General features: G+C 72.8%; 15 protein-coding genes. 9 read left to right on the top strand and 6 right to left on the bottom strand.

Translation table 11 applies throughout. The features are described from left to right. Nucleotides 1-59 precede the first annotated feature (59 nt). Both ACIOHG_RS16125 and ACIOHG_RS16120 read left to right on the top strand, forming a co-directional pair. A complete protein-coding gene (locus ACIOHG_RS16125; RefSeq protein ID WP_400950479.1) occupies nucleotides 60-761 on the top strand; it encodes a response regulator transcription factor in 702 nt (233 codons plus the stop codon). Further along, nucleotides 761-2,341, top strand: coding sequence for a sensor histidine kinase (locus ACIOHG_RS16120; RefSeq protein WP_400950478.1), 1,581 nt, complete (start codon nucleotides 761-763; stop codon nucleotides 2,339-2,341). The genes ACIOHG_RS16125 and ACIOHG_RS16120 overlap by 1 nt, the downstream gene beginning before the upstream one ends. A gap of 22 nt (nucleotides 2,342-2,363) precedes the next feature. On the opposite strand, the gene pepN is transcribed toward ACIOHG_RS16120, so the two are convergent. Continuing rightward, nucleotides 2,364-4,928 carry an aminopeptidase N gene (gene pepN / locus ACIOHG_RS16115; RefSeq protein WP_400950477.1) on the bottom strand — a complete coding sequence of 855 codons (2,565 nt, stop codon included), beginning with the start codon at nucleotides 4,926-4,928 and terminating at the stop codon, nucleotides 2,364-2,366. Nucleotides 4,929-5,090: 162 nt separating this feature from the next. Between pepN and ACIOHG_RS16110 the strand changes: the two genes are divergently transcribed. The 7 genes from ACIOHG_RS16110 (at nucleotide 5,091) to ACIOHG_RS16080 (ending at nucleotide 13,955) form a co-directional block, all read left to right on the top strand. After that, nucleotides 5,091-6,260, top strand: a complete 1,170-nt coding sequence (locus tag ACIOHG_RS16110; RefSeq protein ID WP_400950474.1) for an ROK family protein — start codon at nucleotides 5,091-5,093, stop codon at nucleotides 6,258-6,260. 192 nt (nucleotides 6,261-6,452) lie between these two features. Continuing rightward, nucleotides 6,453-7,547 carry a substrate-binding domain-containing protein gene (locus ACIOHG_RS16105; protein ID WP_400950473.1) on the top strand — a complete coding sequence of 365 codons (1,095 nt, stop codon included), beginning with the start codon at nucleotides 6,453-6,455 and terminating at the stop codon, nucleotides 7,545-7,547. Between the two features lie 136 nt (nucleotides 7,548-7,683). After that, nucleotides 7,684-8,472 (top strand): ATP-binding cassette domain-containing protein, encoded by a 789-nt coding sequence (locus ACIOHG_RS16100; protein WP_400950470.1) that lies wholly within the window; start codon nucleotides 7,684-7,686, stop codon nucleotides 8,470-8,472. Then, nucleotides 8,469-9,737, top strand: a complete 1,269-nt coding sequence (locus ACIOHG_RS16095) for a sugar ABC transporter permease (protein ID WP_400950469.1) — start codon at nucleotides 8,469-8,471, stop codon at nucleotides 9,735-9,737. Before ACIOHG_RS16100 ends, ACIOHG_RS16095 begins: the two co-directional genes overlap by 4 nt. Nucleotides 9,738-9,941: 204 nt before the next feature. Then, nucleotides 9,942-11,843, top strand: coding sequence for a 1-deoxy-D-xylulose-5-phosphate synthase (gene dxs, locus ACIOHG_RS16090; RefSeq protein WP_400950467.1), 1,902 nt, complete (start codon nucleotides 9,942-9,944; stop codon nucleotides 11,841-11,843). Between the two features lie 122 nt (nucleotides 11,844-11,965). Then, nucleotides 11,966-13,480, top strand: coding sequence for an ArnT family glycosyltransferase (locus tag ACIOHG_RS16085; RefSeq protein WP_400950465.1), 1,515 nt, complete (start codon nucleotides 11,966-11,968; stop codon nucleotides 13,478-13,480). Between the two features lie 7 nt (nucleotides 13,481-13,487). Further along, nucleotides 13,488-13,955: a hypothetical protein gene (locus tag ACIOHG_RS16080; protein ID WP_400950463.1), complete on the top strand. Its 468-nt coding sequence runs from the start codon at nucleotides 13,488-13,490 to the stop codon at nucleotides 13,953-13,955. Here the strand turns inward: ACIOHG_RS16080 and ACIOHG_RS16075 are convergent. The 5 genes from ACIOHG_RS16075 to ACIOHG_RS16055 form a co-directional block, all read right to left on the bottom strand. After that, a complete protein-coding gene (locus ACIOHG_RS16075) occupies nucleotides 13,939-14,517 on the bottom strand; it encodes an alpha/beta fold hydrolase (protein WP_400950461.1) in 579 nt (192 codons plus the stop codon). The two genes, ACIOHG_RS16080 and ACIOHG_RS16075, sit on opposite strands and share 17 nt — an antisense overlap. Nucleotides 14,518-14,629: 112 nt before the next feature. Continuing rightward, on the bottom strand, nucleotides 14,630-16,756 hold the full coding sequence (locus ACIOHG_RS16070) for a 3-hydroxyacyl-CoA dehydrogenase NAD-binding domain-containing protein (protein WP_400950459.1): 2,127 nt from the start codon (nucleotides 16,754-16,756) through the stop codon (nucleotides 14,630-14,632). Nucleotides 16,757-16,758: 2 nt separating this feature from the next. Next, nucleotides 16,759-17,976 (bottom strand): thiolase family protein, encoded by a 1,218-nt coding sequence (locus tag ACIOHG_RS16065; protein WP_400950456.1) that lies wholly within the window; start codon nucleotides 17,974-17,976, stop codon nucleotides 16,759-16,761. Nucleotides 17,977-18,109: 133 nt separating this feature from the next. Further along, nucleotides 18,110-19,345, bottom strand: a complete 1,236-nt coding sequence (locus ACIOHG_RS16060) for an HRDC domain-containing protein (RefSeq protein WP_400950455.1) — start codon at nucleotides 19,343-19,345, stop codon at nucleotides 18,110-18,112. Nucleotides 19,346-19,620: 275 nt separating this feature from the next. Next, a complete protein-coding gene (locus ACIOHG_RS16055; protein ID WP_400950453.1) occupies nucleotides 19,621-20,352 on the bottom strand; it encodes a LuxR C-terminal-related transcriptional regulator in 732 nt (243 codons plus the stop codon). Between the last annotated feature and the right edge of the window lie 169 nt (nucleotides 20,353-20,521).

The raw sequence follows: 20,521 nt of genomic DNA, 5'->3' as shown, positions 1-20,521 counted from the left end.
GGGAAAGGGCGGTACGACGATCTCACCGCTTTCTCATCGCGGCGGGCCAGAATGGGCCGATGCAGCCGACCGAAACCCCCTGGCGGGTCCTGGTGGTCGACGACGAACCCGACCTGGTCGACGTCGTCTGCGGCGCCCTGCGCTACGAGGGCTGGCAGGCCCGCGGCGCCACCGACGGCCTGGCCGCCGTCACCGCCGCCGCCGACTGGCGCCCGCACGCCGTGGTCCTCGACGTGATGCTGCCCGACCTGGACGGCTTCGAGGTGCTGCGCCGCCTGCACGCCGCCGACCCCGAGGTCCGGGTGCTCTTCCTCACTGCCCGGGACGCCGTCGAGGACCGGATCGCCGGGATCACCGCGGGCGGCGACGACTACGTCACCAAGCCGTTCAGCCTGGCGGAGGTCGTGGTCCGGCTGCGCGGACTGCTGCGCCGCACCGCCCCCGCCGCCCCGGCCGGTCCCGGCACCCTGGCCGTCGGCGACCTGCGGCTCGACCCGACCGCCCGGGAGACCAGCCGCGGCGGCGCGCCGGTCGAACTCAGCCCCACCGAGTTCGCCCTGCTCAAGCACCTGATGGAGCACCCCCGCCAGGTGCTCAGCAAGGCCCAGCTGCTGGACGCCGTCTGGTCCTACGACTTCGGCGGCCAGGCCCACGTGGTCGAGCTGTACATCAGCTACCTGCGCCGCAAGATCGACGCCGGCCGCCCGCCGATGATCCACACCGTCCGGGGCGCCGGCTACGTGCTGCGACCGGCCCCCTGATGCGGCGCCGGGTGCCACTGCCGCGCCGTCCACTGCCGCGCTGTCCGCTGCCGCGCCGTCCGCTGCCGCGCCGTCCGCGCACCCTGCGGGCCCGGCTGGTGGCGGGCGTGCTGGTGCTGCTCGTACTGATCTGCGCCGGGGTCGGCCTCGCCACCTGCGAGGCGCTCCGGCACTTCCTGACCGACCGGCTCGACCAGCAGCTCGCCGCCACCGGCGGCCGCTACGCCGCCAGCCTCGAACACCCCGACCGGGCCGGCAACGACACCCGGGCCCAGTCGCCCGGCACCTTCGGCGCCCGGCTGGTCGACGGCGGGCTCACCCACGCCGCCGTGGTCGGCGGCGTCCCGCCGGGCGACGACGACCCGGTGCCGATGATCGTCCAGGGGTCCGCCGCCGACGCCGCCGTCCCGCTGGACGCCGCCGACCTGCGGGCCCTGCGCGCCCTGCCCGCCGACGGCCGCCCGCGCGACCTGGAGCTCTCCGCGCTCGGCCACTACCGGGCCGCCGCCGTCACCGGCCACGACCGCGACACCCTGGTCACCGGCCTGCCGCTGCACCCCGTCGACGAGACGGTGCAACGCCTGCTGCTGATCGAACTGGTGGTCTTCGGCGCCGCGTTGGCCGTTGCCGGGGCGGTCGGCGCGCTCGGCGTCCGGCTCGCGCTGCGCCCGCTGGAGCGGGTGGTCGCCACCGCCGAGCGGGTCTCCGCGCTGCCGCTCGCCAACGGCTCGGTCGAGCTGGGCGAGCGGGTCCCGGACGCCGACCCCGGCACCGAGGTCGGCCGGGTCGGGGCCGCGCTCAACCGGATGCTCGGCCACGTCGGCGACGCGCTGACCCGCCGTCAGGCCGTCGAGGAGCGGCTGCGCGCCTTCGCCGCCGACGCCGGCCACGAGCTGCGCAACCCGGTCGCCGCCGTCCGCGGCCACGCCGAACTCGCGCTCCGGCACCCCGGTCCGGTGCCCGAGCCGGTCCGGCACTCGCTGGAGCGGATCGGCGCCGAGTCGCGCCGGATGGGCGACATCGTCGAGGACCTGCTGCTGCTGGCCCGGCTGGACGCCGGCCGGCCGCTCGCCGTCCAGGACGCCGACCTGACCCGGATCGCGCTGGACGGCGCCGCCGACGCCCGGGCCGCGCACCCCGGCCACCGCTGGCTGCTGGAGCTGCCCGCCGACCCGGTCACCGTCCCCGGCGACCCGCACCGGCTGGCCCAGGTGGTCGGCAACCTGCTCGCCAACGCGGGCACCCACACCCCCGACGGCAGCACCGTCACGCTGCGGATCGAGCCCGGGGACGGCGAGGTCCGGCTCACCGTCGCCGACGACGGCCCGGGCGTCCCGGCCGAGCTGGCCCCGCACGTTTTCGAGCGCTTCACCCGCGGCGACCGGGCCCGCTCCCGCCGCACCGGCTCCACCGGCCTCGGCCTGGCCATCGTCCGGGCCGTGGTGCGGGCCCACGGCGGGACGGTGGAGCTGAGCAGCGCCCCGGGCCGGACGGTGTTCACCGCGGTGCTGCCCGGCGGGAACGCGCAGGGCCCCGGCGCCCTGGGCCCGGCGGAGCGGGCGGGGGCGCCGGGGCCCTGACGGGCCGTCAACCGTCAATCGTTCAGCGGTCGGCGGCCTGCGCCTTCAGCGCGCGCTCCACGCCGGCCCGGGCCTCGATCACCTGGCGGCGCAGCGCCGGCGCCGGGTCCGCCTCGGCGAGCCAGGCGTCGGTGGCGTCCAGGGTGGCCTGCGAGACGGCGTAGGACGGGTACAGGCCGCCGATGATCTGCTGCGAGATCTCGTGGCTGCGGGTCTCCCACACCTGCTTGACCGAGGCGAAGTACTTCTCGGCGTAGCCGCCGATCAGCTCGCGCTGGTCGGCCTGCTGGAAGCCCGCGATCACGGCCTCCTGCACGTAGTTGGTGAGGGCGTCGGAGTCGACCACGGAGGCCCAGGCCGCGGCCTTGGCCTCGGCGGTCGGGCGGGCCGCCCGGCAGGTGGCGGCGTGCTCCTGGCCGGAGGAGGTGTTGTCGCGGGCGAGCTCGGCCTCGATCGCGGCCTCGTCGGCCCGGCCGGTGGCGGCCAGGCGGGTGAGCAGCGTCCAGCGCAGCTCGGTGTCGACGGCCAGGCCCTCGACCGTCTCGGTGCCGTCCAGCAGCCCGGCCAGCAGGGCGAGCTGGCCGTCGGTGCGGGCGACCTGGGCCAGCGTGCGGGCCCAGGCGAGCTGGTGGTCGCTGCCGGCCGGGGCCTCGCGCAGGGCGGTCTCGGCGGCGGCGGCCCAGCGCTGCAGGCCGGTCTCCCGCCACGCCGGGTCGGCGTAGACGTCCAGGGCCAGCTTGACCTGGCGCTGCACGGACTGGACGACGCCGATGTCGCTCTCCCGCTGCAGGCCGGAGAGGGCGAGCGAGAGGTAGTCGCGGGTGGCGAGCTCGCCGTCCCGGGTCATGTCCCAGGCGGAGGCCCAGCACAGGGCGCGGGGGAGCGAGTCGGTGAAGTCGCCGAGGTGCTCGGTGACGACGGCGAGCGAGTCGGCGTCGAGCCGGACCTTGGCGTAGGACAGGTCGTCGTCGTTGAGCAGCAGCACGGCGGGCCGCGCCCGGCCGGTCAGCTGCGGGACCTCGGTGCGCGCGCCGTCCACGTCGAGCTCGATCCGGTCGGTGCGCACCAGGGCGCCGTCGACCAGCTCGTACAGGCCGACCGCGATCCGGTGCGGGCGCAGCACGGCCTCGCCGCGGGCCCCGGCCGGCAGCGCGGGGGCCTCCTGGAGGACGGCGAAGGAGGCGATGGTGCCGTCCTCGGCGACCTCCAGCGCGGGCCGCAGCACGTTGATGCCGGCGGTCTCCAGCCAGGCGGCGGACCAGGCGCGCAGGTCGCGGCCGCTGGCCTCCTCCAGCGCGCCGAGCAGGTCGGAGAGCCGGGTGTTGCCCCAGGCGTGGCGCTTGAAGTAGGCGCGCACGCCCTGGAAGAAGGCGTCCTGGCCGACGTAGGCGACCAGCTGCTTGAGCACCGAGGCGCCCTTGGCGTAGGTGATGCCGTCGAAGTTGACCTGGACGTCCTCCAGGTCGTTGATCTCCGCCATGATCGGGTGGGTGGACGGCAGCTGGTCCTGCCGGTACGCCCAGGTCTTCATCTGGTTGGCGAAGGTCGTCCAGGAGTGCGGCCACTTGGAGCCGGGGGCCTCGGCCTGGCAGACCACCTCGGCGAAGGTCGCGAAGGACTCGTTCAGCCAGAGGTCGTTCCACCACTCCATGGTCACCAGGTCGCCGAACCACATGTGGGCGAGCTCGTGCAGGATCGTCGCGGCCCGGGCCTCGTAGGAGGCGTCGGTGACCTTGGAGCGGAAGACGTACTGGTCGCGGAAGGTGACGGCGCCCGCGTTCTCCATCGCGCCGGCGTTGAACTCCGGGACGAAGAGCTGGTCGTACTTGGCGAAGGGGTAGGGGAAGTCGAACTTCTCCTGGAAGTAGTCGAAGCCCTGGCGGGTCACCGCGAAGATCGCGTCCGCGTCCAGGAACTCGCGCAGCGACGGGCGGCAGTAGACGCCGAACGGCACGTGCTGGGCGCCGTTGTCGTAGCTGTCGAAGACGCCGACGTAGGGGCCGGCGATCAGCGCGGTGATGTAGGTGGACATCCGCGGGGTCGGCTCGAACGTCCAGACCCGGGTGTCGCCCTCGCCGACCGGCTCGGGGGTGGGGGAGTTGGAGACCACGACCCAGCCGGCCGGGGCGGTCACGGTGAAGGCGAAGGTGGCCTTCAGGTCGGGCTGCTCGAAGTTGGCGAAGACCCGGCGGGCGTCCGGCACCTCGAACTGGGTGTAGAGGTAGGTCTCGCCGTCGGCCGGGTCGACGAAGCGGTGCAGGCCCTCGCCGGTGTTGGTGTAGGCGCAGTCCGCGACCACCCGGAGCTCGTTCTCGGCGGCCAGGTCGGGCAGCGCGATCCGGCTGTCGGCGAAGTTCTCCAGCGGCAGGGCGCGGCCGTTCAGGACGATCTCGGTGACGGCGGGGGCGACCAGGTCGATGAAGGTGGCGGCGCCCGTCTCGGCGGCCGTGAACCGGACCACGGTGGTGGACCGGAACGTGCCGCCCTCGCGCGCCGAGCTCAGGTCGAGCTCGATCTCGTACGCGTCCACGTGCAGGAGCGCGGCCCGGGTGCGGGCCTCCTCACGGGTCAAGTTGGTGCCAGGCACTCGCAGGACTCCTTCGTCAGGGCATGGTTACCGGGCATCCTCCCACGTGGGTAACAATTCGTGTTCGTATTTGACCGCCCCTCCGGTGGGTGCCCGAGCATAGAGTTCAGAAGTTGAAGCTGAACTTTGGACGAACCGCAAGTACGCCCTGGAGGGTGGAACATGTCGACGGACACACCGGGATCGCAGTCCTCGCTGCACCGGGCGAATCTCGAGCGGGTGCTCCGGGCGGTCCGGATGGCCGGATCGCTGACCCAGGCGGAGATCGCCCGCGGCACGGGGCTGTCGGCCGCGACGGTGTCCAACATCGTCCGGGAGCTGAAGGAGTCCGGCACCGTGGTGGTGGCGGACACCTCCTCGGGCGGGCGCCGGGCCCGCAGCGTCTCGCTCAGCGGGGACGCCGGGATCGTGGTGGGCGTCGACTTCGGCCACACCCACCTGCGGGTGGCGGTCGGCAACCTGGCGCACCGGGTGCTGGCCGAGGAGAGCGAGCCGCTGGACGTGGACGTCTCCGCCCAGCAGGGCTTCGACCGGGCCGAGCGGATGGTCGAGCGGCTGCTCGGCCAGGCCGGGTTCCCGGCCGACAAGGTGATCGGGGTGGGTCTGGGCGTGCCCGGCCCGATCGACCAGGAGACCGGGGCGCTCGGCTCGACCGCGATCCTGCCGGGCTGGTCGGGCGTGACGCCCGGGCAGGAGCTGGCCGGGCGGCTCGGCATGCCGGTGCACGTGGACAACGACGCCAACCTGGGCGCGCTGGGCGAGCTGGTCTGGGGCGCCGGACGGGGCCTGGGCGACCTGGCGTACATCAAGGTGGCCAGCGGCGTCGGCTCCGGCCTGGTGATCAACGGGCAGATCTACCGCGGCCCCGGGGGTACCGCGGGCGAGATCGGCCACCTCACGCTGGACGAGGCGGGGCCGGTCTGCCGCTGCGGCAACCGCGGCTGCCTGGAGACCTTCGTGGGCTCGCGCTACCTGCTCAACCTCTTGAACGCCAACCACCCCGGCGAGCTCTCGCTGAGCAAGGTGGTCCAACTGGCCCAGCAGGGCGACCTGGGCTGCCGCCGGGTGATCGCCGACGCGGGCCGGCAGATCGGGATGGGCGTGGCCACCCTGTGCAACCTGCTCAATCCCCGCCGGGTGATCCTCGGCGGCGACCTGGCCGAGGCCGGTGAGCTGGTGCTTTCCCCGATCCGGGACTCGGTGGCACGGTACGCGATCCCCAGCGCCGCCCGGCAGCTCTCGGTCGTCCCGGGCACCCTGGGCGGCCGGGCCGAGGTGCTCGGCGCGCTGGCCCTGGTGATGAGCGAGATGAGCGAGACCGGGGTGCTCTGAGGCGCTCGGACCACTCCGGAGGGGGAGTCCGGAGGCTCGCCCGGTCTCGGGTGAGCCTTCAGGAAGATAACGAATGGGTTTGAATTCCAGGGCCTCCGGTTTTACTTATTGACGACAAGCTTGGTGACGGGGTTGACTCCTGCCCACCTCGCCGCGATGTTCCGCGGCTCTGTCAGGGAGGCACCCCCCACCATGAACGCAATGATGCGTCGCGTCGTCATCGGTACCGCCGCCGTCTCGATGGCTCTGACCATGGCCGCCTGTGGCAAGGCCGGCGATGACAAGAAGGCCGACGCGGGTTCGGGCAACAACAAGTCGATCGGCCTGCTGCTGCCGGAGAACGCGTCCTCGACCCGCTACGAGTCCTTCGACAAGCCGTTCATCGAGGCCAAGGTCAAGGAGCTGTGCGCCGACTGCAAGGTCGAGTACAACAACGCCGAGGGCTCCGCCGCGAAGCAGAAGCAGCAGTTCGACACCCTGATCGCCCAGGGCGTCAAGGTGATCATCCTGGACGCGTTCGACGCCAAGTCCACCCAGGCCTGGGTGTCCGACGCGGCCAAGAAGGGCGTCAAGGTCATCGCGTACGACCGCCTGGCCACCGGCCCGGTCGCCGCCTACGTCTCCTTCGACAACGAGAAGGTCGGCGAGCTGCAGGGCCAGGCCCTGGTCGACGCCCTCGGTGCCAAGGCCGCCGACGCCAACGTCGTGATGATCAACGGTGACGAGGCCGACCCGAACGCCGCCAAGTTCAAGGCCGGCGCGCACAAGGTGCTCGACAGCAAGGTCAAGAAGGTCGTCTACGAGCAGAGCGGTGAGTGGAAGCCCACCGTCGCGGGCCAGAAGGTCGGCGCCGCCATCACCCAGCTCGGCAAGGACGGCTTCCAGGCCGTCTACTCCGCCAACGACGGCATGGCCGCCGCGATCATCACCCAGCTGAAGTCCCAGGGCATCAACGTCCCGGTCGGCGGCCAGGACGCGGGCCTCGACGCCATCCAGCGGATCGTCTCCGGCGACCAGGCCTACAGCATCTACAAGGCCTACAAGCCGCTGGCCGACTCGGCCGCCGAGCTCGCGGTCAACCTGCTGCAGAACAAGGACGTCAAGGCCGTCGCCTCGTCGACCATCGACAGCGACACCGACAAGGGCATCCCGGCCAAGCTGCTCGAGCCGAAGATCGTCACCAAGGCGAACATCAACGACACCGTGATCGCCGACAAGCTCTACAAGGTCTCGGACATCTGCACCGCCGACTTCGCCGCCGCCTGCACCGCGGCCGGCCTGAAGTAGCACCCGCCGGGCGGGGAGCCGCCGACCGCTCGGCGGCCCCCGCCCCGCCCCATCCCTCGGCAGTACCCCGCGCGCCCGGCCCGGCGCGCGGGACGGCCGTGTCGGAAACGTCAGGTCCGACACGGGACTCAAGGAGTTGGTTCACGTGACAGGCGCACCCGTACTGGCGTTGCGCGGGGTCTCCAAGCGCTTCGGCGCCGTCCAGGCACTCACCGACGTGCATCTGGAGGTCCATGCGGGCGAGGTCGTCGCCCTGGTCGGCGACAACGGCGCCGGTAAGTCCACCCTGGTCAAGACCATCGCGGGCGTCCACCCGATCGACGAGGGCGTCATCGAGTGGGAGGGCCGGGCGGTCTCGATCAACCGCCCGCACGACGCCCAGGCGCTCGGTGTGGCCACCGTCTACCAGGACCTCGCGCTCTGCGACAACCTCGACGTGGTCGGCAACCTGTTCCTCGGCCGCGAGCTCAAGCGCTTCGGCACCCTGGACGAGGTCGCCATGGAGAAGCGCGCCCGCGAACTGCTGGACACCCTGTCGATCCGCATCCCCAGCGTGCGCATCCCGATCGCCGGCCTCTCCGGCGGCCAGCGCCAGGTGGTGGCGATCGCCCGCGCCCTGGTCGGCGACCCCAAGATCGTCATCCTGGACGAGCCCACCGCCGCCCTCGGCGTCGAGCAGACCGCCCAGGTCCTGGACCTGGTCGAGCGGCTCCGCCAGCGCGGCCTCGGCGTGATCCTGATCAGCCACAACATGGCCGACGTCAAGGCCGTCGCGGACACCGTCGCGGTGCTCCGGCTGGGCCGCAACAACGGCAGCTTCGAGGTCGCCAGCACCTCGCACGAGGAGATCATCTCCGCCATCACCGGCGCCACCGACAACGCGGTGACACGTCGTCAGGCCCGAATCGCGGAGGAAACGAAGTGACCACCGAGACCACCCCCACCGCCTCCCCCGAGCCGGCCCCGCCGGCCGTCGACCCGCGCCTGCTGGTCCGCAAGGAGGGCCTGGCCGGCTACTTCGAGGAGTTCACCCGCAAGATCCGCAGCGGCGAGCTCGGCTCGCTGCCGGTGGTGATCGGCCTGATCATCATCGCCGCGATCTTCCAGGTGAAGACCGGCTCCTTCCTCAACGCCGAGAACCTCACCAACATCACCAAGTGGATCGCCGGCCCCGGCCTGATCGCGGTCGGCGTGGTGTTCGTGCTGCTGCTCGGCGAGATCGACCTCTCGCTCGGCTCGGTGGCCGGCGCCACCGCCGCCATCACCTCGGTGCTGGCCGTCCGGCAGGGCATGAACGAGTGGCTGGCGATCCTGGTCGCCATCGCCTCGGCGATCGCCATCGGCGCCCTGCACGGCTACTTCTTCGCCAAGATCGGCGTCCCGGCCTTCGTGGTCACGCTGGCCGGCATGCTGGCCTGGAACGGCCTGCAGATGCTGGTGCTCGGCACCCTGGGCACCGTCAACAACCCGAACGACGGCGTGATCGCCAACCTGGACACCTACTTCCTGGGCGACGGCGACATCATCTGGGCCTGGCTGTTCGCGGTCGTCACCATCGTGCTGTTCGGCGGCGGCCAGCTGCTCGACTCCCGCCGCCGCGCCGCAGCCGGCCTGCCCGCCCGCCCGCTCAGCGAGATCGCGCTGCGCACCGGCGCGATCGCCGTGGTGGTGCTGGTCGTCGCCTACATGCTCAACCAGGACAGCGGCCTGCCGCTGCCGCTGGTGATCTTCGTGGGCATCGTCGCGCTCGGCGACTTCGTGCTCCGCCGCACCTCCTACGGCCGGCAGATCTTCGCGGTCGGCGGCGGCATCGAGGCGGCCCGCCGCTCCGGCATCAACGTCGCCTGGGTGCGGATCTCGGTCTACATGATCTCGGCCGGCCTGGCCGGCTTCGGCGGCCTGTTCATCGCCTCCCAGCAGGGCTCCGCGGACAAGGCGCTGGGCAGCGGAAACGTCCTGATGAGCGCCATCGCGGCGGCCGTCATCGGCGGCACCAGCCTGTTCGGCGGCCGGGGCAAGACCTGGTCGGCGCTGCTCGGCATCCTGGTGATCCAGTCGATCACCACCGGCCTCGACATGGTCCGCGCCCAGCAGGCCATCCAGTACATGATCACCGGCGCGGTGCTGCTCGCCGCGGTGGTCCTGGACTCGGTCTCCCGCCGCACCCAGAAGTCGCACGGACGCGGCTGACCCCGCTCCGCCCGGAACCGCGCGACCGGCACCCCCCTCTATAACAGGGGCCGGTCGCGCGGTCGCGTGCGTTCGGCCCCGGACCACCCGAAAGGTGGTCCGGGTTGCCCGCCGCACTGCGCCCGGGTAATGGACATTAGACTCGACCGGGGCGTACGCCCTCCGGGCCCGGACGGGCGCGGGAACTTGAACGAGGAGGAACGGGTGGCCCTGCTGACCCGCATTCGGGGACCGCGCGATCTCGATCGGCTCACGCCCGCGCAGCTGTCGGAGCTCGCCGAGGAGATCCGCGGCTTCCTGGTCGAGGAGGTCTCCAAGACCGGCGGCCACCTGGGCCCCAACCTCGGCGTGGTGGAGCTCACGCTGGCGATGCACCGGGTCTTCGACTCCCCGCGCGACCGCATCCTGTTCGACACCGGCCACCAGAGCTACGTGCACAAGCTGCTGACCGGCCGGCAGGACTTCTCCCGGCTCAAGATGAAGGGCGGCCTGTCCGGCTACCCCTCGCGCGCCGAGTCCGAGCACGACGTGATCGAGAACTCGCACGCCTCCACCGTCCTCGGCTACGCCGACGGCCTGGCCAAGGCCAACAAGATCCAGGGCCACAAGGACCGCCCCGTGGTCGCCGTGATCGGCGACGGCGCGCTCACCGGCGGCATGGCCTGGGAGGCGCTGAACAACATCGCCGACAGCCAGGACCTGCCGATCGTCATCGTGGTCAACGACAACGAGCGGTCCTACTCGCCGACCATCGGCGGCCTGGCCAACCACCTCTCCACCCTGCGCACCACCCAGGGCTACGAGCGCTTCCTGTCCTGGGGCAAGGACGCGCTGCAGCGCACCCCCGTGGTCGGCCAGGCGATGTTCGACACCCTGCACGGCGCCAAGAAGGGCCTGAAGGACTTCATCGCCCCGCAGGGCATGTTCGAGGACCTCGGCCTCAAGTACATCGGCCCGATCGACGGCCACGACCTGCAGGCCCTGGAGTCCGCCTTCACCAAGGCGCGCGGCTTCGGCGGCCCGGTCATCGTGCACTGCATCACCGAGAAGGGCCGCGGCTACCACGCCGCCGAGAACAACGACGAGGACCGCTTCCACGCGGTCGGCGTGATCCACCCCGACACCGGCCTGCCGGTGAAGACCGCCGGCAAGGACTGGACGTCCGTGTTCGGCGAGGAGATGGTCGCGCTCGGCCGCGAGCGCCGCGACATCGTCGCGATCACCGCCGCGATGCTGCACCCCGTCGGCCTGGCCCCGTTCGCCGAGGCCTTCCCGGACCGGATCTTCGACGTCGGCATCGCCGAGCAGCACGCCGCGGTCTGCGCCGCCGGCCTGGCCACCAACGGCCTGCACCCGGTGGTCGCGGTCTACGCGACCTTCCTGAACCGGGCCTTCGACCAGGTGCTGATGGACGTCGCCCTGCACCGGCTCGGCGTCACCTTCGTGCTCGACCGGGCGGGCGTCACCGGCACCGACGGCGCCTCGCACAACGGCATGTGGGACATGTCGATCCTGCAGGTCGTCCCCGGCCTGCGGCTGGCCGCCCCGCGCGACGCCGAGCAGGTCCGGCTCCAGCTGCGGGAGGCCGTCGAGGTCACCGACGCGCCCACCGTGGTCCGCTACTCCAAGGGCAGCGTCGGCCCGTCCGTCCCCGCCGTCGGCACCGTCGGCGGGATGGACGTGCTGCGCCGCGCCGCGGAGCGCTCCGCCGACGAGGCCGCCGACGTGCTGATCGTCTCGGTCGGCGCGATGGCCCCGCTCTGCCTGGAGGCCGCCGAGCTGCTCGCCGAGCAGGGCATCACCAGCACCGTCGTCGACCCGCGCTGGGTCAAGCCGGTGGACGCCGCGCTGCCCGGCCTGGCCGCCCAGCACCGCCTGGTGGTCACCGTCGAGGACAACGGGCGGGCCGGCGGCGTCGGCTCGGCGATCGCCCAGGCGCTGCGCGACGCCGACGTGGACGTGCCGCTGCGCGACTTCGGCATCCCGCAGGAGTTCCTCGACCACGCCTCGCGGGCCGAGATCCTGGAGCAGATCGGCCTCACCGGGCCGGCCGTCGCGGCGAAGATCGCCGCGACGCTGAACGCCCGCGCGCTCGCCCGGAGCTGACGCCCCGGAACACCCCAGGCGCACCGCCGGAACCCTTTCGGCGGTGCGCCGATCGTCCGACTGTCACACTCTTTCGCGGACCGGCACTTCCCCGCGCGTTCACGGCAGGTAGGTTGTCATCCGTGTCCCTCACCACGAGCCGAGCGCGCTCCTTCGCCGACCGACTGACGGCGAACGCGCGCACCGGGTACTGGACCGGGCTCGTCCCGCTGCTCGCGCTGGTGGCCACCCTCACCCACCTCCCGTCCTTCCTGCGCCCGGTCTGGAGCCCCGACGAGGGCTACCTCGCCACCCAGGCCCGGATGCTCGCCGACGGCGGCGTCCTCTACGACACCGTCGTCGACCGCAAGCCCCCGCTGCTGCCCTGGCTCTACGAGGCCTGCTTCGCCGTCTTCGGCTCCGTCTCGCTCTGGCCGCTGCGCGCCCTGGCGATCTGCGCCCACCTGGCCACCGCCGTGCTGCTCGCCTCGATCGCCCGCGGCCGCTGGGGCGACCGGGCCGGCCGCTGCGCCGGTCTGATCTACCTGCTGGTCTCGATCGGGCTCTCGCCCGAGGACACCCAGGCCGCCACCTTCGAAGTCTTCATGCTGCCCGCCATGGTCGCGGCGTTCCGCTACGCGGAGCGCCGCCGCTGGCTGGCCGCGGGCATCGCCGTCGCGCTCTGCTCGCTCACCAAGCAGACCGGCGGCGCCGTCCTGCTGCCGGTGCTGTGGATGCTGCTCCAGGACGCCCGCCGCCGCGGTGTCCGCTGGCCCCCCGCCCTCGCCAAGATCGGCTTCGGGTTCGCGCTGCCGATAGCGCTGGTCGCCGTCATCCTCACCAAGCCCAAGGGCTTCCTGTTCTGGGTGGTCACCGGCTCCGGCGACTACGCCGTGCTCGGCTCCAACTGGCCGCAGATGCTCGGCCGGGCGCTCGGCAACTCCGCCATCCTGCTGTCGGCCGGCCTGGCCTTCCTGCTGCCCTACGCGCACCGCCTCTGGCTGCGCCGGCACCGGCGGCCGGTGCCGGGCCGCGGCCCCGAGCACGGCTCCACCGCCGACCTCTGGGTCTGGCTGGCCTCCTCGGTCGTCGCGGTCTCGGTCGGCTTCCACTTCTTCGGCCACTACTACCTCCAGCTGATGCCGCCGCTGGTGCTGCTCGGCATCGGGGCCGTCGCCACCTCCGCCGTCCCCTGGAAACCCGTGGTCGCCTACACCGCGGTCGCCTCCACCTTCTTCTGCGCCCTGGCCGTCTTCTGGCCCGGCCAGCGCCTCACCCAGACCACCGAGGTCGCCACCGCTGTCGCCGCCCAGACCACCCCCAAGGACACCGTCCTGGTCTGGGGCATGCACCCCGAGCTCTACTGGCTGGCCGACCGGCGCCCCGCCACCCGCTACCTGACGGCCGGCTTCCTCACCAACTTCAGCGGCGGCAAGGGCGCCGAGAAGGTCGGCGAGCAGTACTCGGTCTCCGACGCCTGGCAGACCTTCGACAACGAGATCTCCACCAACGGCTTCCCCGAGGTCTTCGTCGACGACTCCGGCACCTCCCCGTACCAGCCCGACATGGTGCCCCGGATCGCCTCCCTGCTCGACACCCACTACGAGGTGGTCGGCGTCACCGGCGACACCGTCATCTACCGCCTCAAGAAGAAGTAGGGCCGTCGTGGGCTACTACCTGGAAGCCGTCGTCGCCGCCGAACCCCTGCTGCGCACCGCCGCGGCGGGCCTGCCCGGCGCGCACGTCGTCCCGCTCCGCCAGGGCCTGGCGCTGATCCCGATGACGGACGAGCTGCACGACGCGCTCACCGACCCCGCCGCCGAGCGGCTGCGGCCGTTCCGGCTGCTCCCGCACGGCTTCCAGCACACCCTGGCCGCCTGGTCCGCGAACGGCCCGGTCGCCTACGTCGAGGCCGACATCTTCGGCGGCACCGGCGACCGGTACGCCCTCGCCTGGACCGCCGGCACCCTGACCCTCGGCCCGCTCACCGAACGCACCCCCACCGGCCCCACCACCCTCTCCCTCGCCCTCCGCCACCTCGGCGCCACCTCCGACGGCCACCTCGACGAGTTCGACGCCGTCGGCCTCGGCCGCCACCGCCGCACCGAGGACTGGCTCACCGGGAACGACTGACGCCCGCCAGCACGGCCACCAGACCCGCCGCCCGGAAGTCGGGGTGCGGCGGCTCCGGACACCCCGGCAGCTCCACCGCGCCCGGCACCAGCCCCAGCAGCGCGTCCGCCGTCCACCGCCGGTGCACCGGGTTCTCCGGCACCGAGGGCAGCACCGCCACCGGCAGCCGCAGGCCCGCCAGTTCCTGGTCCGCGACCCCGCGCAGCACGCCGCCCGCCAGCAGCCCGGCCGCCTCCGCCGGGACCCGCTGGTTCAGCTCCGGGTCGCACGCAGTGGCCGGCCAGGCCAGCACCAGGCCCCGGACTCGCTCCGGCACGGCCAGCGCCAGCCGCACCGCCACCGAGCACCCGTTCGACCCGCCGACCAGTACCACCGGCCCCGCGGGCAACCCCGCCGCCAGGTGCGCCGCCTCCGCCTGCCAACTCCCGGCCCGCATCCGCCGATCCGGCGCGCTCACCGCCAGTCCCTCGGCCCGCAGCCCGGCCACCACCCCGGTCCGCCCCCAGAACCGCTCGGCGTCCATCGGGTCGTCCCACAGCCCGCCGTGCACCAGTACCAACACCGTTCGCGTCCCCCTCCGTGGTGAAGAACGGGCAGCCTACAACGCCGCAGGGCGGCACCCCAGCCCGGGAGGGGGAGGGGTGCCGCCCTGCGGCGGTGGGGCGGGGGGGGCGTCAGGCGGGGAGCGAAGCCAGGCCGGGGGCCAGGAACTTCTTGCCGTTGACGCGCTCGGAGACGCCCTCGCGGTCGAGGTACGGGGTGATGCCGCCGAGGTGGAAGGGCCAGCCGGCGCCGGTGATCATGCAGAGGTCGATGTCCTGGGCCTCGCCGACCACGTTCTCGTCGAGCATCAGGCCGATCTCCTGGGCGACGGCCTCCAGGGCGCGGGCGCGGACCTGGTCCTCCGTCAGGACGGAGTCGCCGAAGGTGAGGAGGGCGAGGACCTCGGGGTCGAGGACCTGGGCGCCGTCCTGCCAGATGTAGAAGCCGCGCTTGCCGGCCGCGACGACCTTGCCGAGGTTCTCGGAGACGGTGTACCGCTCCGGGAAGGCGCGGTGCAGGGTCTCGGAGACGTGCAGGGCGATCGCGGGACCGACCAGTTCGAGCAGGGCGATCGGCGACATTGGCAGGCCGAGCGGCTTCACCGCGGCCTCGACGGTCTCGAACGGGGTGCCCTCGTCGATGATGTTCTGGATCTCGCCCATGAAGCGGGTCAGGATGCGGTTGACCACGAACGCCGGGGCGTCCTTGGTGAGGACCGCGGTCTTCTTCAGCTTCTTGGCGACGCCGAACGCGGTGGCCAGCGAGGCGTCGTCGGTCTGCTCGGCCCGGACGATCTCCAGCAGCGGGAGGATCGCGACCGGGTTGAAGAAGTGGAAGCCGACCACGCGCTCCGGGTGCTGGAGCTTGGAGGCCATCTCGGTGACCGACAGCGAGGAGGTGTTGGTGGCCAGGATCGCGGTCGGCGAGACCACGGCCTCCAGCTCCGCGAACACCTTCTGCTTGACGCCCATCTCCTCGAACACGGCCTCGATGACGAAGTCCGCGTCGCCGAAGGCGACCGCCTTGTCGAGGTGGCCGGAGACCAGGCCCTTGAGCTTGTTGGCCTTGTCGCCGCCGATCCGGCCCTTGGCGAGCAGCTTGTCGATCTCGCCGTGGACGTAGCCGACGCCCTTGTCGATGCGCTCCTGGTCGATGTCGGTGAGGACCACCGGCACCTCCAGGCGGCGCGCGAACAGCAGCGCCAGCTGCGAGGCCATCAGGCCCGCGCCGACCACGCCGACCTTGGAGACCGGGCGGGCCAGCGACTTGTCCGGCGCGCCGAACGGCTTCTTGGCGCGGCGCTGGACCAGGTTGAACGCGTAGAGGCCGGCCCGCAGTTCGCCGCTCATGATGAGGTCGGCGAGCGCGGTGTCCTCGGCGTCGAAGCCGGCCTGCAGGTCGCCGTCCTTGACCTGCTGGATGATGTCGAGCGCCTTGTAGGCGGCCGGGGCGGCCCCGTGCACCTTGGCGTCGGCGACCCAGCGGCCCCAGAGCACGGCGTCGTCCCAGGCCTTGCCGCGGTCGAACTCCTCGCGCTCGACCGTGACCTCGCCCTTGAGGACCTGCGCGGTCCAGCGCAGCGACTGCTCCAGGAAGTCGGCCGGCTCGAAGATCGCGTCCGCGATGCCGAGGTCGAACACCTCCTGGCCCTTGAGCTGCTTGTTCTGGGCCATCGAGTTCTCGACGATGACCTTGACCGCCTTGGCGGGGCCGATCAGGTTCGGCAGCAGGGTGCAGCCGCCCCAGCCGGGGACCAGGCCGAGGAAGACCTCGGGCAGCGAGAACGCCGGGACGCCGGAGCTGACGGTGCGGTAGGTGGCGTGCAGGCCGACCTCGACGCCGCCGCCCATCGCCGCGCCGTTGTAGTAGGCGAAGGAGGGGACGGGCAGCGCGGCGATCCGCTTGAAGACGTCGTGGCCGCCCTTGCCGATGGCCAGCGCGTCCGCGTGGTCGCTCAGCACCTCGACGCCCTTGAGGTCGGCGCCGACCGCGAAGATGAACGGCTTGCCGGTGATCGCCACGGCGACCACCTTGCCTTCGGCGGCCTCGGCCTCGACCTGGTCCAGCGCCTCGGACAGCTTGGCCAGCGAGCCGGGGCCGAAGGTGGTCGGCTTGGTGTGGTCGAAGCCGTTGTCCAGGGTGATCAGCGCCAGCTTGCCGGCCTGCAGCGGCAGGTCCAGGTGGCGCACGTGCGCGGTGGTGACGACCTCGCCGGGGAAGAGTTCGGCGGCGCGGCGCAGCAGCTCAGTGGTGCTCATGGTCACTTACCACCCTCGAAGTGCGGGTTCTCCCAGATGACGGTGCCGCCCATGCCGAAGCCGATGCACATGGTGGTGAGGCCGTAGCGGACGTCCGGGCGCTGCTCGAAGCGGCGGGCCAGCTGCGACATCAGGCGCACACCGGAGGAGGCCAGCGGGTGGCCGAAGGCGATGGCGCCGCCGTACGGGTTGACCCGCTCGTCGTCGTCGGCGATGCCGTAGTGGTCGAGGAAGGCCAGCACCTGGATGGCGAACGCCTCGTTGACCTCGAACGCGCCGATGTCCTCGATGGTCAGGCCGGCCTTGGCCAGCGCCTTCTCGGTGGCGGGGACGGGGCCGATGCCCATCACCTCGGGCTCGACGCCGGCGAAGGCGTACGAGACCAGGCGCATCTTGACCGGCAGGCCCAGCTCGCGGGCCACGTCCTCGGCGGCCAGCAGCGAGGCGGTGGCGCCGTCGTTCAGACCGGCCGAGTTGCCCGCGGTGATGTTGCCGTGCGGGCGGAACGGGGTCTTCAGGCCGGCCAGGCTCTCCATCGTGGTGCCCGGGCGCATCGGCTCGTCGGTGGTGGCCAGGCCCCAACCGGTCTCGCCGACCTCGGGGTTGGTGTTGCGGATGGCGATCGGCACCAGGTCGGGCTGGATGTCGCCGTTGGCGTACGCCTTGGCGGCCTTCTCCTGCGAGCGCACCGCGTACGCGTCGCAGCGCTCCTTGGTGAGGTGCGGGAAGCGGTCGTGCAGGTTCTCCGCGGTCATGCCCATGAACAGGGCGGACTCGTCGACCAGCTTCTCCGAGACGAAGCGCGGGTTCGGGTCGACGCCCTCGCCCATCGGGTGGCGGCCCATGTGCTCGACGCCGCCGGCCACGACCACGTCGTACGCGCCGAAGGCGATGCCGCCGGCGGTGGTGGTGACGGCGGTCATCGCGCCGGCGCACATCCGGTCGATGGCGTAGCCCGGGACCGACTTCGGCAGGCCGGACAGCAGCGCGGCGGTGCGGCCGATGGTCAGGCCCTGGTCGCCGATCTGGGTGGTGGCCGCGACGGCGACCTCGTCGATCCGCTCGACGGGCAGGCTCGGGTTGCGGCGCACGAGCTCACGGATGCACTTGACGACCAGGTCGTCGGCGCGCGTCTCGTGGTAGATGCCCTTCGGGCCGGCCTTGCCGAACGGGGTGCGGACGCCGTCGACGAAGACGACGTCCCTCGCGGTACGAGGCACGGGGGCTCTCCTCCCAGGGGGACATGGCGATGAGCGCGCACATGTTCTGCGCTGCTGCGTCCACCAATCTACCCGTGAGTAACAACGCCCGGCAAGGACCGTGAGAGCCGTCACTCCGCGCGGCGCCCCGAGGTCAGCCCGCGGCCTCGCGGAAGGCCGCCGCCAGCACCGGGGCGACCAGCTCGGTCTGCCAGGCGCGGGCGCCGAGCGAGCGCAGCGCGGCGGCGATCGCCTCCGGCCCGGCCTCGGCCGGGGGCTCCCAGGCGACCCGGCGGACCAGGTCGGGCGTGATCAGGTTCTCGGCCGGCAGGTGGTGCTGCTCGGCGAGCGCCGTCACGGCGGCCCGGGCACCGGTCAGCCGGGCCGCGGCGACCGGGTCCTTCTCGGCCCAGGCGCGCGGCGGCGGCGGGCCCTCGTGCGGGGCGGTGGCGGGCGGCAGCGCGGACTCCGGGAGCTGCCGGGCCCGCTCGACCGCGGCCAGCCACTGCTCCAGCTGACGGCGGTTCACCCGCGGCCCGAAGCCCTGGACGGCGATCAGCGCGGGCGCGTTCAGCGGCATCGCCAGCGCGGCGTTGACGATGGCGGCGTCCGGCAGCACCCGGCCGGGGGAGACGTCCCGCTCGCGGGCGATCCGGTCCCGGGTCTCCCAGAGCTCGCGGACGGCGGCCAGCTGCCGGCGCCGCCGGACCTTGTGCAGCTGGGAGGTGCGCCGCCACGGGTCGACCCGGGGGGCCGGGCGCGGGGCGGCGGCGAGCGCGGCGAACTCCTGGTGCGCCCAGTCGAGCTTGCCCTGCCGCTCCAGCTCGGCCTCCAGCGCGTCGCGCAGGTCGACCAGCACCTCCACGTCGAGCGCGGCGTAGCGCAGCCAGGGCTCGGGCAGCGGGCGGGTGGACCAGTCGACCGCGGAGTGCTCCTTGGCCAGCGAGAGGCCGAGCACGTTCTCGGTCATCGGGCCGAGGCCGACCCGGGCGAAACCGGCCAGCCGGCCGGCCAGCTCGGTGTCGAACAGCACCCCGGGGTGCATGCCGACCTCGAACAGGCAGGGCAGGTCCTGGGTGGCGGCGTGCACGACCCACTCGGCGTCGTGGATCGCCGCGTCCAGACCGGACAGGTCGGGGCAGGCGATCGGGTCGATCAGCGCGGTGCCCGCGCCCCGGCGGCGGAGCTGGATCAGGTAGGCGCGCTGGCCGTAGCGGTAGCCGGAGGCGCGCTCGGCGTCGACGGCGACCGGGCCGGTGCCGGACCGGAAGGCCGCGATCGTCGCGGCCAGCGCCGCTTCGTCGGCCACCACCGGTGGGAGCCCGTCCCGGGGTTCGAGCAGCGGAACCGGGGCGGTCTCTTCGGGGATGGCGGCTACGGCGTCGGTCACCCCCCAAGGGTACGTCGTGCGCCGCCGCCGAGAGTGTTGTCCGACTGGTCGGACCATGTTCGGACATATGCCGGGCAGTGCGGGCGGCCCGTCCCGGTGCCCGTTCCGGGCGTGGCGCGGCGGGCCGCTGACGGCCCGTCACGTGCGCGAACGCGCCGCGCGCGCCGCCCGGCGCCGCCCCGGAGCGACCCCGGAGCCGGGGCGGGGGAGTGCGGAGGGGAACGGCGACGGCCCGGAGGAAACGTTCCTCCGGGCCGTCACCAGGGGCGATTCCCTCAGTGGATGATGCCGGTCCGCAGCGCGACGGCCACCATGCCGGCCCGGTCGCCGGTGCCCAGCTTGCGGGCGATCCGGGCCAGGTGGCTCTTCACCGTCAGCGCGGAGAGGCCCATCGCCACACCGATCGCCTTGTTCGACTGGCCCTCGGCCACCAGCCGCAGCACCTCGACCTCGCGGCCGGACAGCTCGCGGTAGGCGGACGGCTGCGCGCCGGGCGCACCGGGAGCGCCGGGGGCGGCGCCGGGCTGGCCGGGGGCACCGGGCGCGCCCGGGTGGTGGTGGCCGGGCATGCCGGGACGGCGCATCCGGCCGGCCAGGCCGGCGCCGATCGGCAGACCGGGGCGGCCGGGCATCGGCATGTTGGTCCGGGTCCCGGTCACCACGTAGCCCTTGACGCCGCCGGCCAGCGCCGAGCGGACCGCGCCGATGTCGTCGGCGGCGGACAGCGCCAGGCCGTTCGGCCAGCCCGCGGCGCGGGTCTCGGCCAGCACCGTCAGGCCGGAGCCGTCGGGCAGGTGGACGTCCGCGATGCAGATGTCCCGGGGGGTGGAGATGCGCGGGCGGGCCTCGGCGATCGAGGAGACCTCGATCACGTCCCGGACGCCCAGCGCCCATAGGTGCCGGGTCACCGTGTTCCGGACGCGGGGATCAGCGATGACCACCATGGCGGTGGGCTTCGTCGGACGGTACGCGACGACGCTCGTGGGGTGCTCAAGAAGGACCGACACCTGTGGCCTCCGGCGGGGAGTGGCGGACGGAACCCCGAGGGGGCGGTCGGAGTGTTCCGCGTCTGGAAAGGGTCACTGACACCTTCGGCAACAACCGTGCCCGGCTTTAGCGAGTGATCACGATCTGGTGAGTAACAATACGGACAAATCGCGCAGGTGACCGGTACGA

Source organism: Kitasatospora sp. NPDC088134, from assembly GCF_044741705.1.
Classification (GTDB): domain Bacteria; phylum Actinomycetota; class Actinomycetes; order Streptomycetales; family Streptomycetaceae; genus Kitasatospora.
Note: the sequence above shows the minus strand (reverse complement) of the source record. Positions and strands in the feature narration are given on the sequence as shown.

Coding starts and splice junctions, on each gene's coding strand:
- ACIOHG_RS16070 (WP_400950459.1), bottom strand. CDS start 16,756: ATGAGCACCACTGAGCTGCTGCGCCGCGCCGCCGAACTCTTCCCCGGC.
- ACIOHG_RS16110 (WP_400950474.1), top strand. CDS start 5,091: ATGTCGACGGACACACCGGGATCGCAGTCCTCGCTGCACCGGGCGAAT.
- ACIOHG_RS16105 (WP_400950473.1), top strand. CDS start 6,453: ATGAACGCAATGATGCGTCGCGTCGTCATCGGTACCGCCGCCGTCTCG.
- ACIOHG_RS16125 (WP_400950479.1), top strand. CDS start 60: ATGCAGCCGACCGAAACCCCCTGGCGGGTCCTGGTGGTCGACGACGAA.
- ACIOHG_RS16120 (WP_400950478.1), top strand. CDS start 761: ATGCGGCGCCGGGTGCCACTGCCGCGCCGTCCACTGCCGCGCTGTCCG.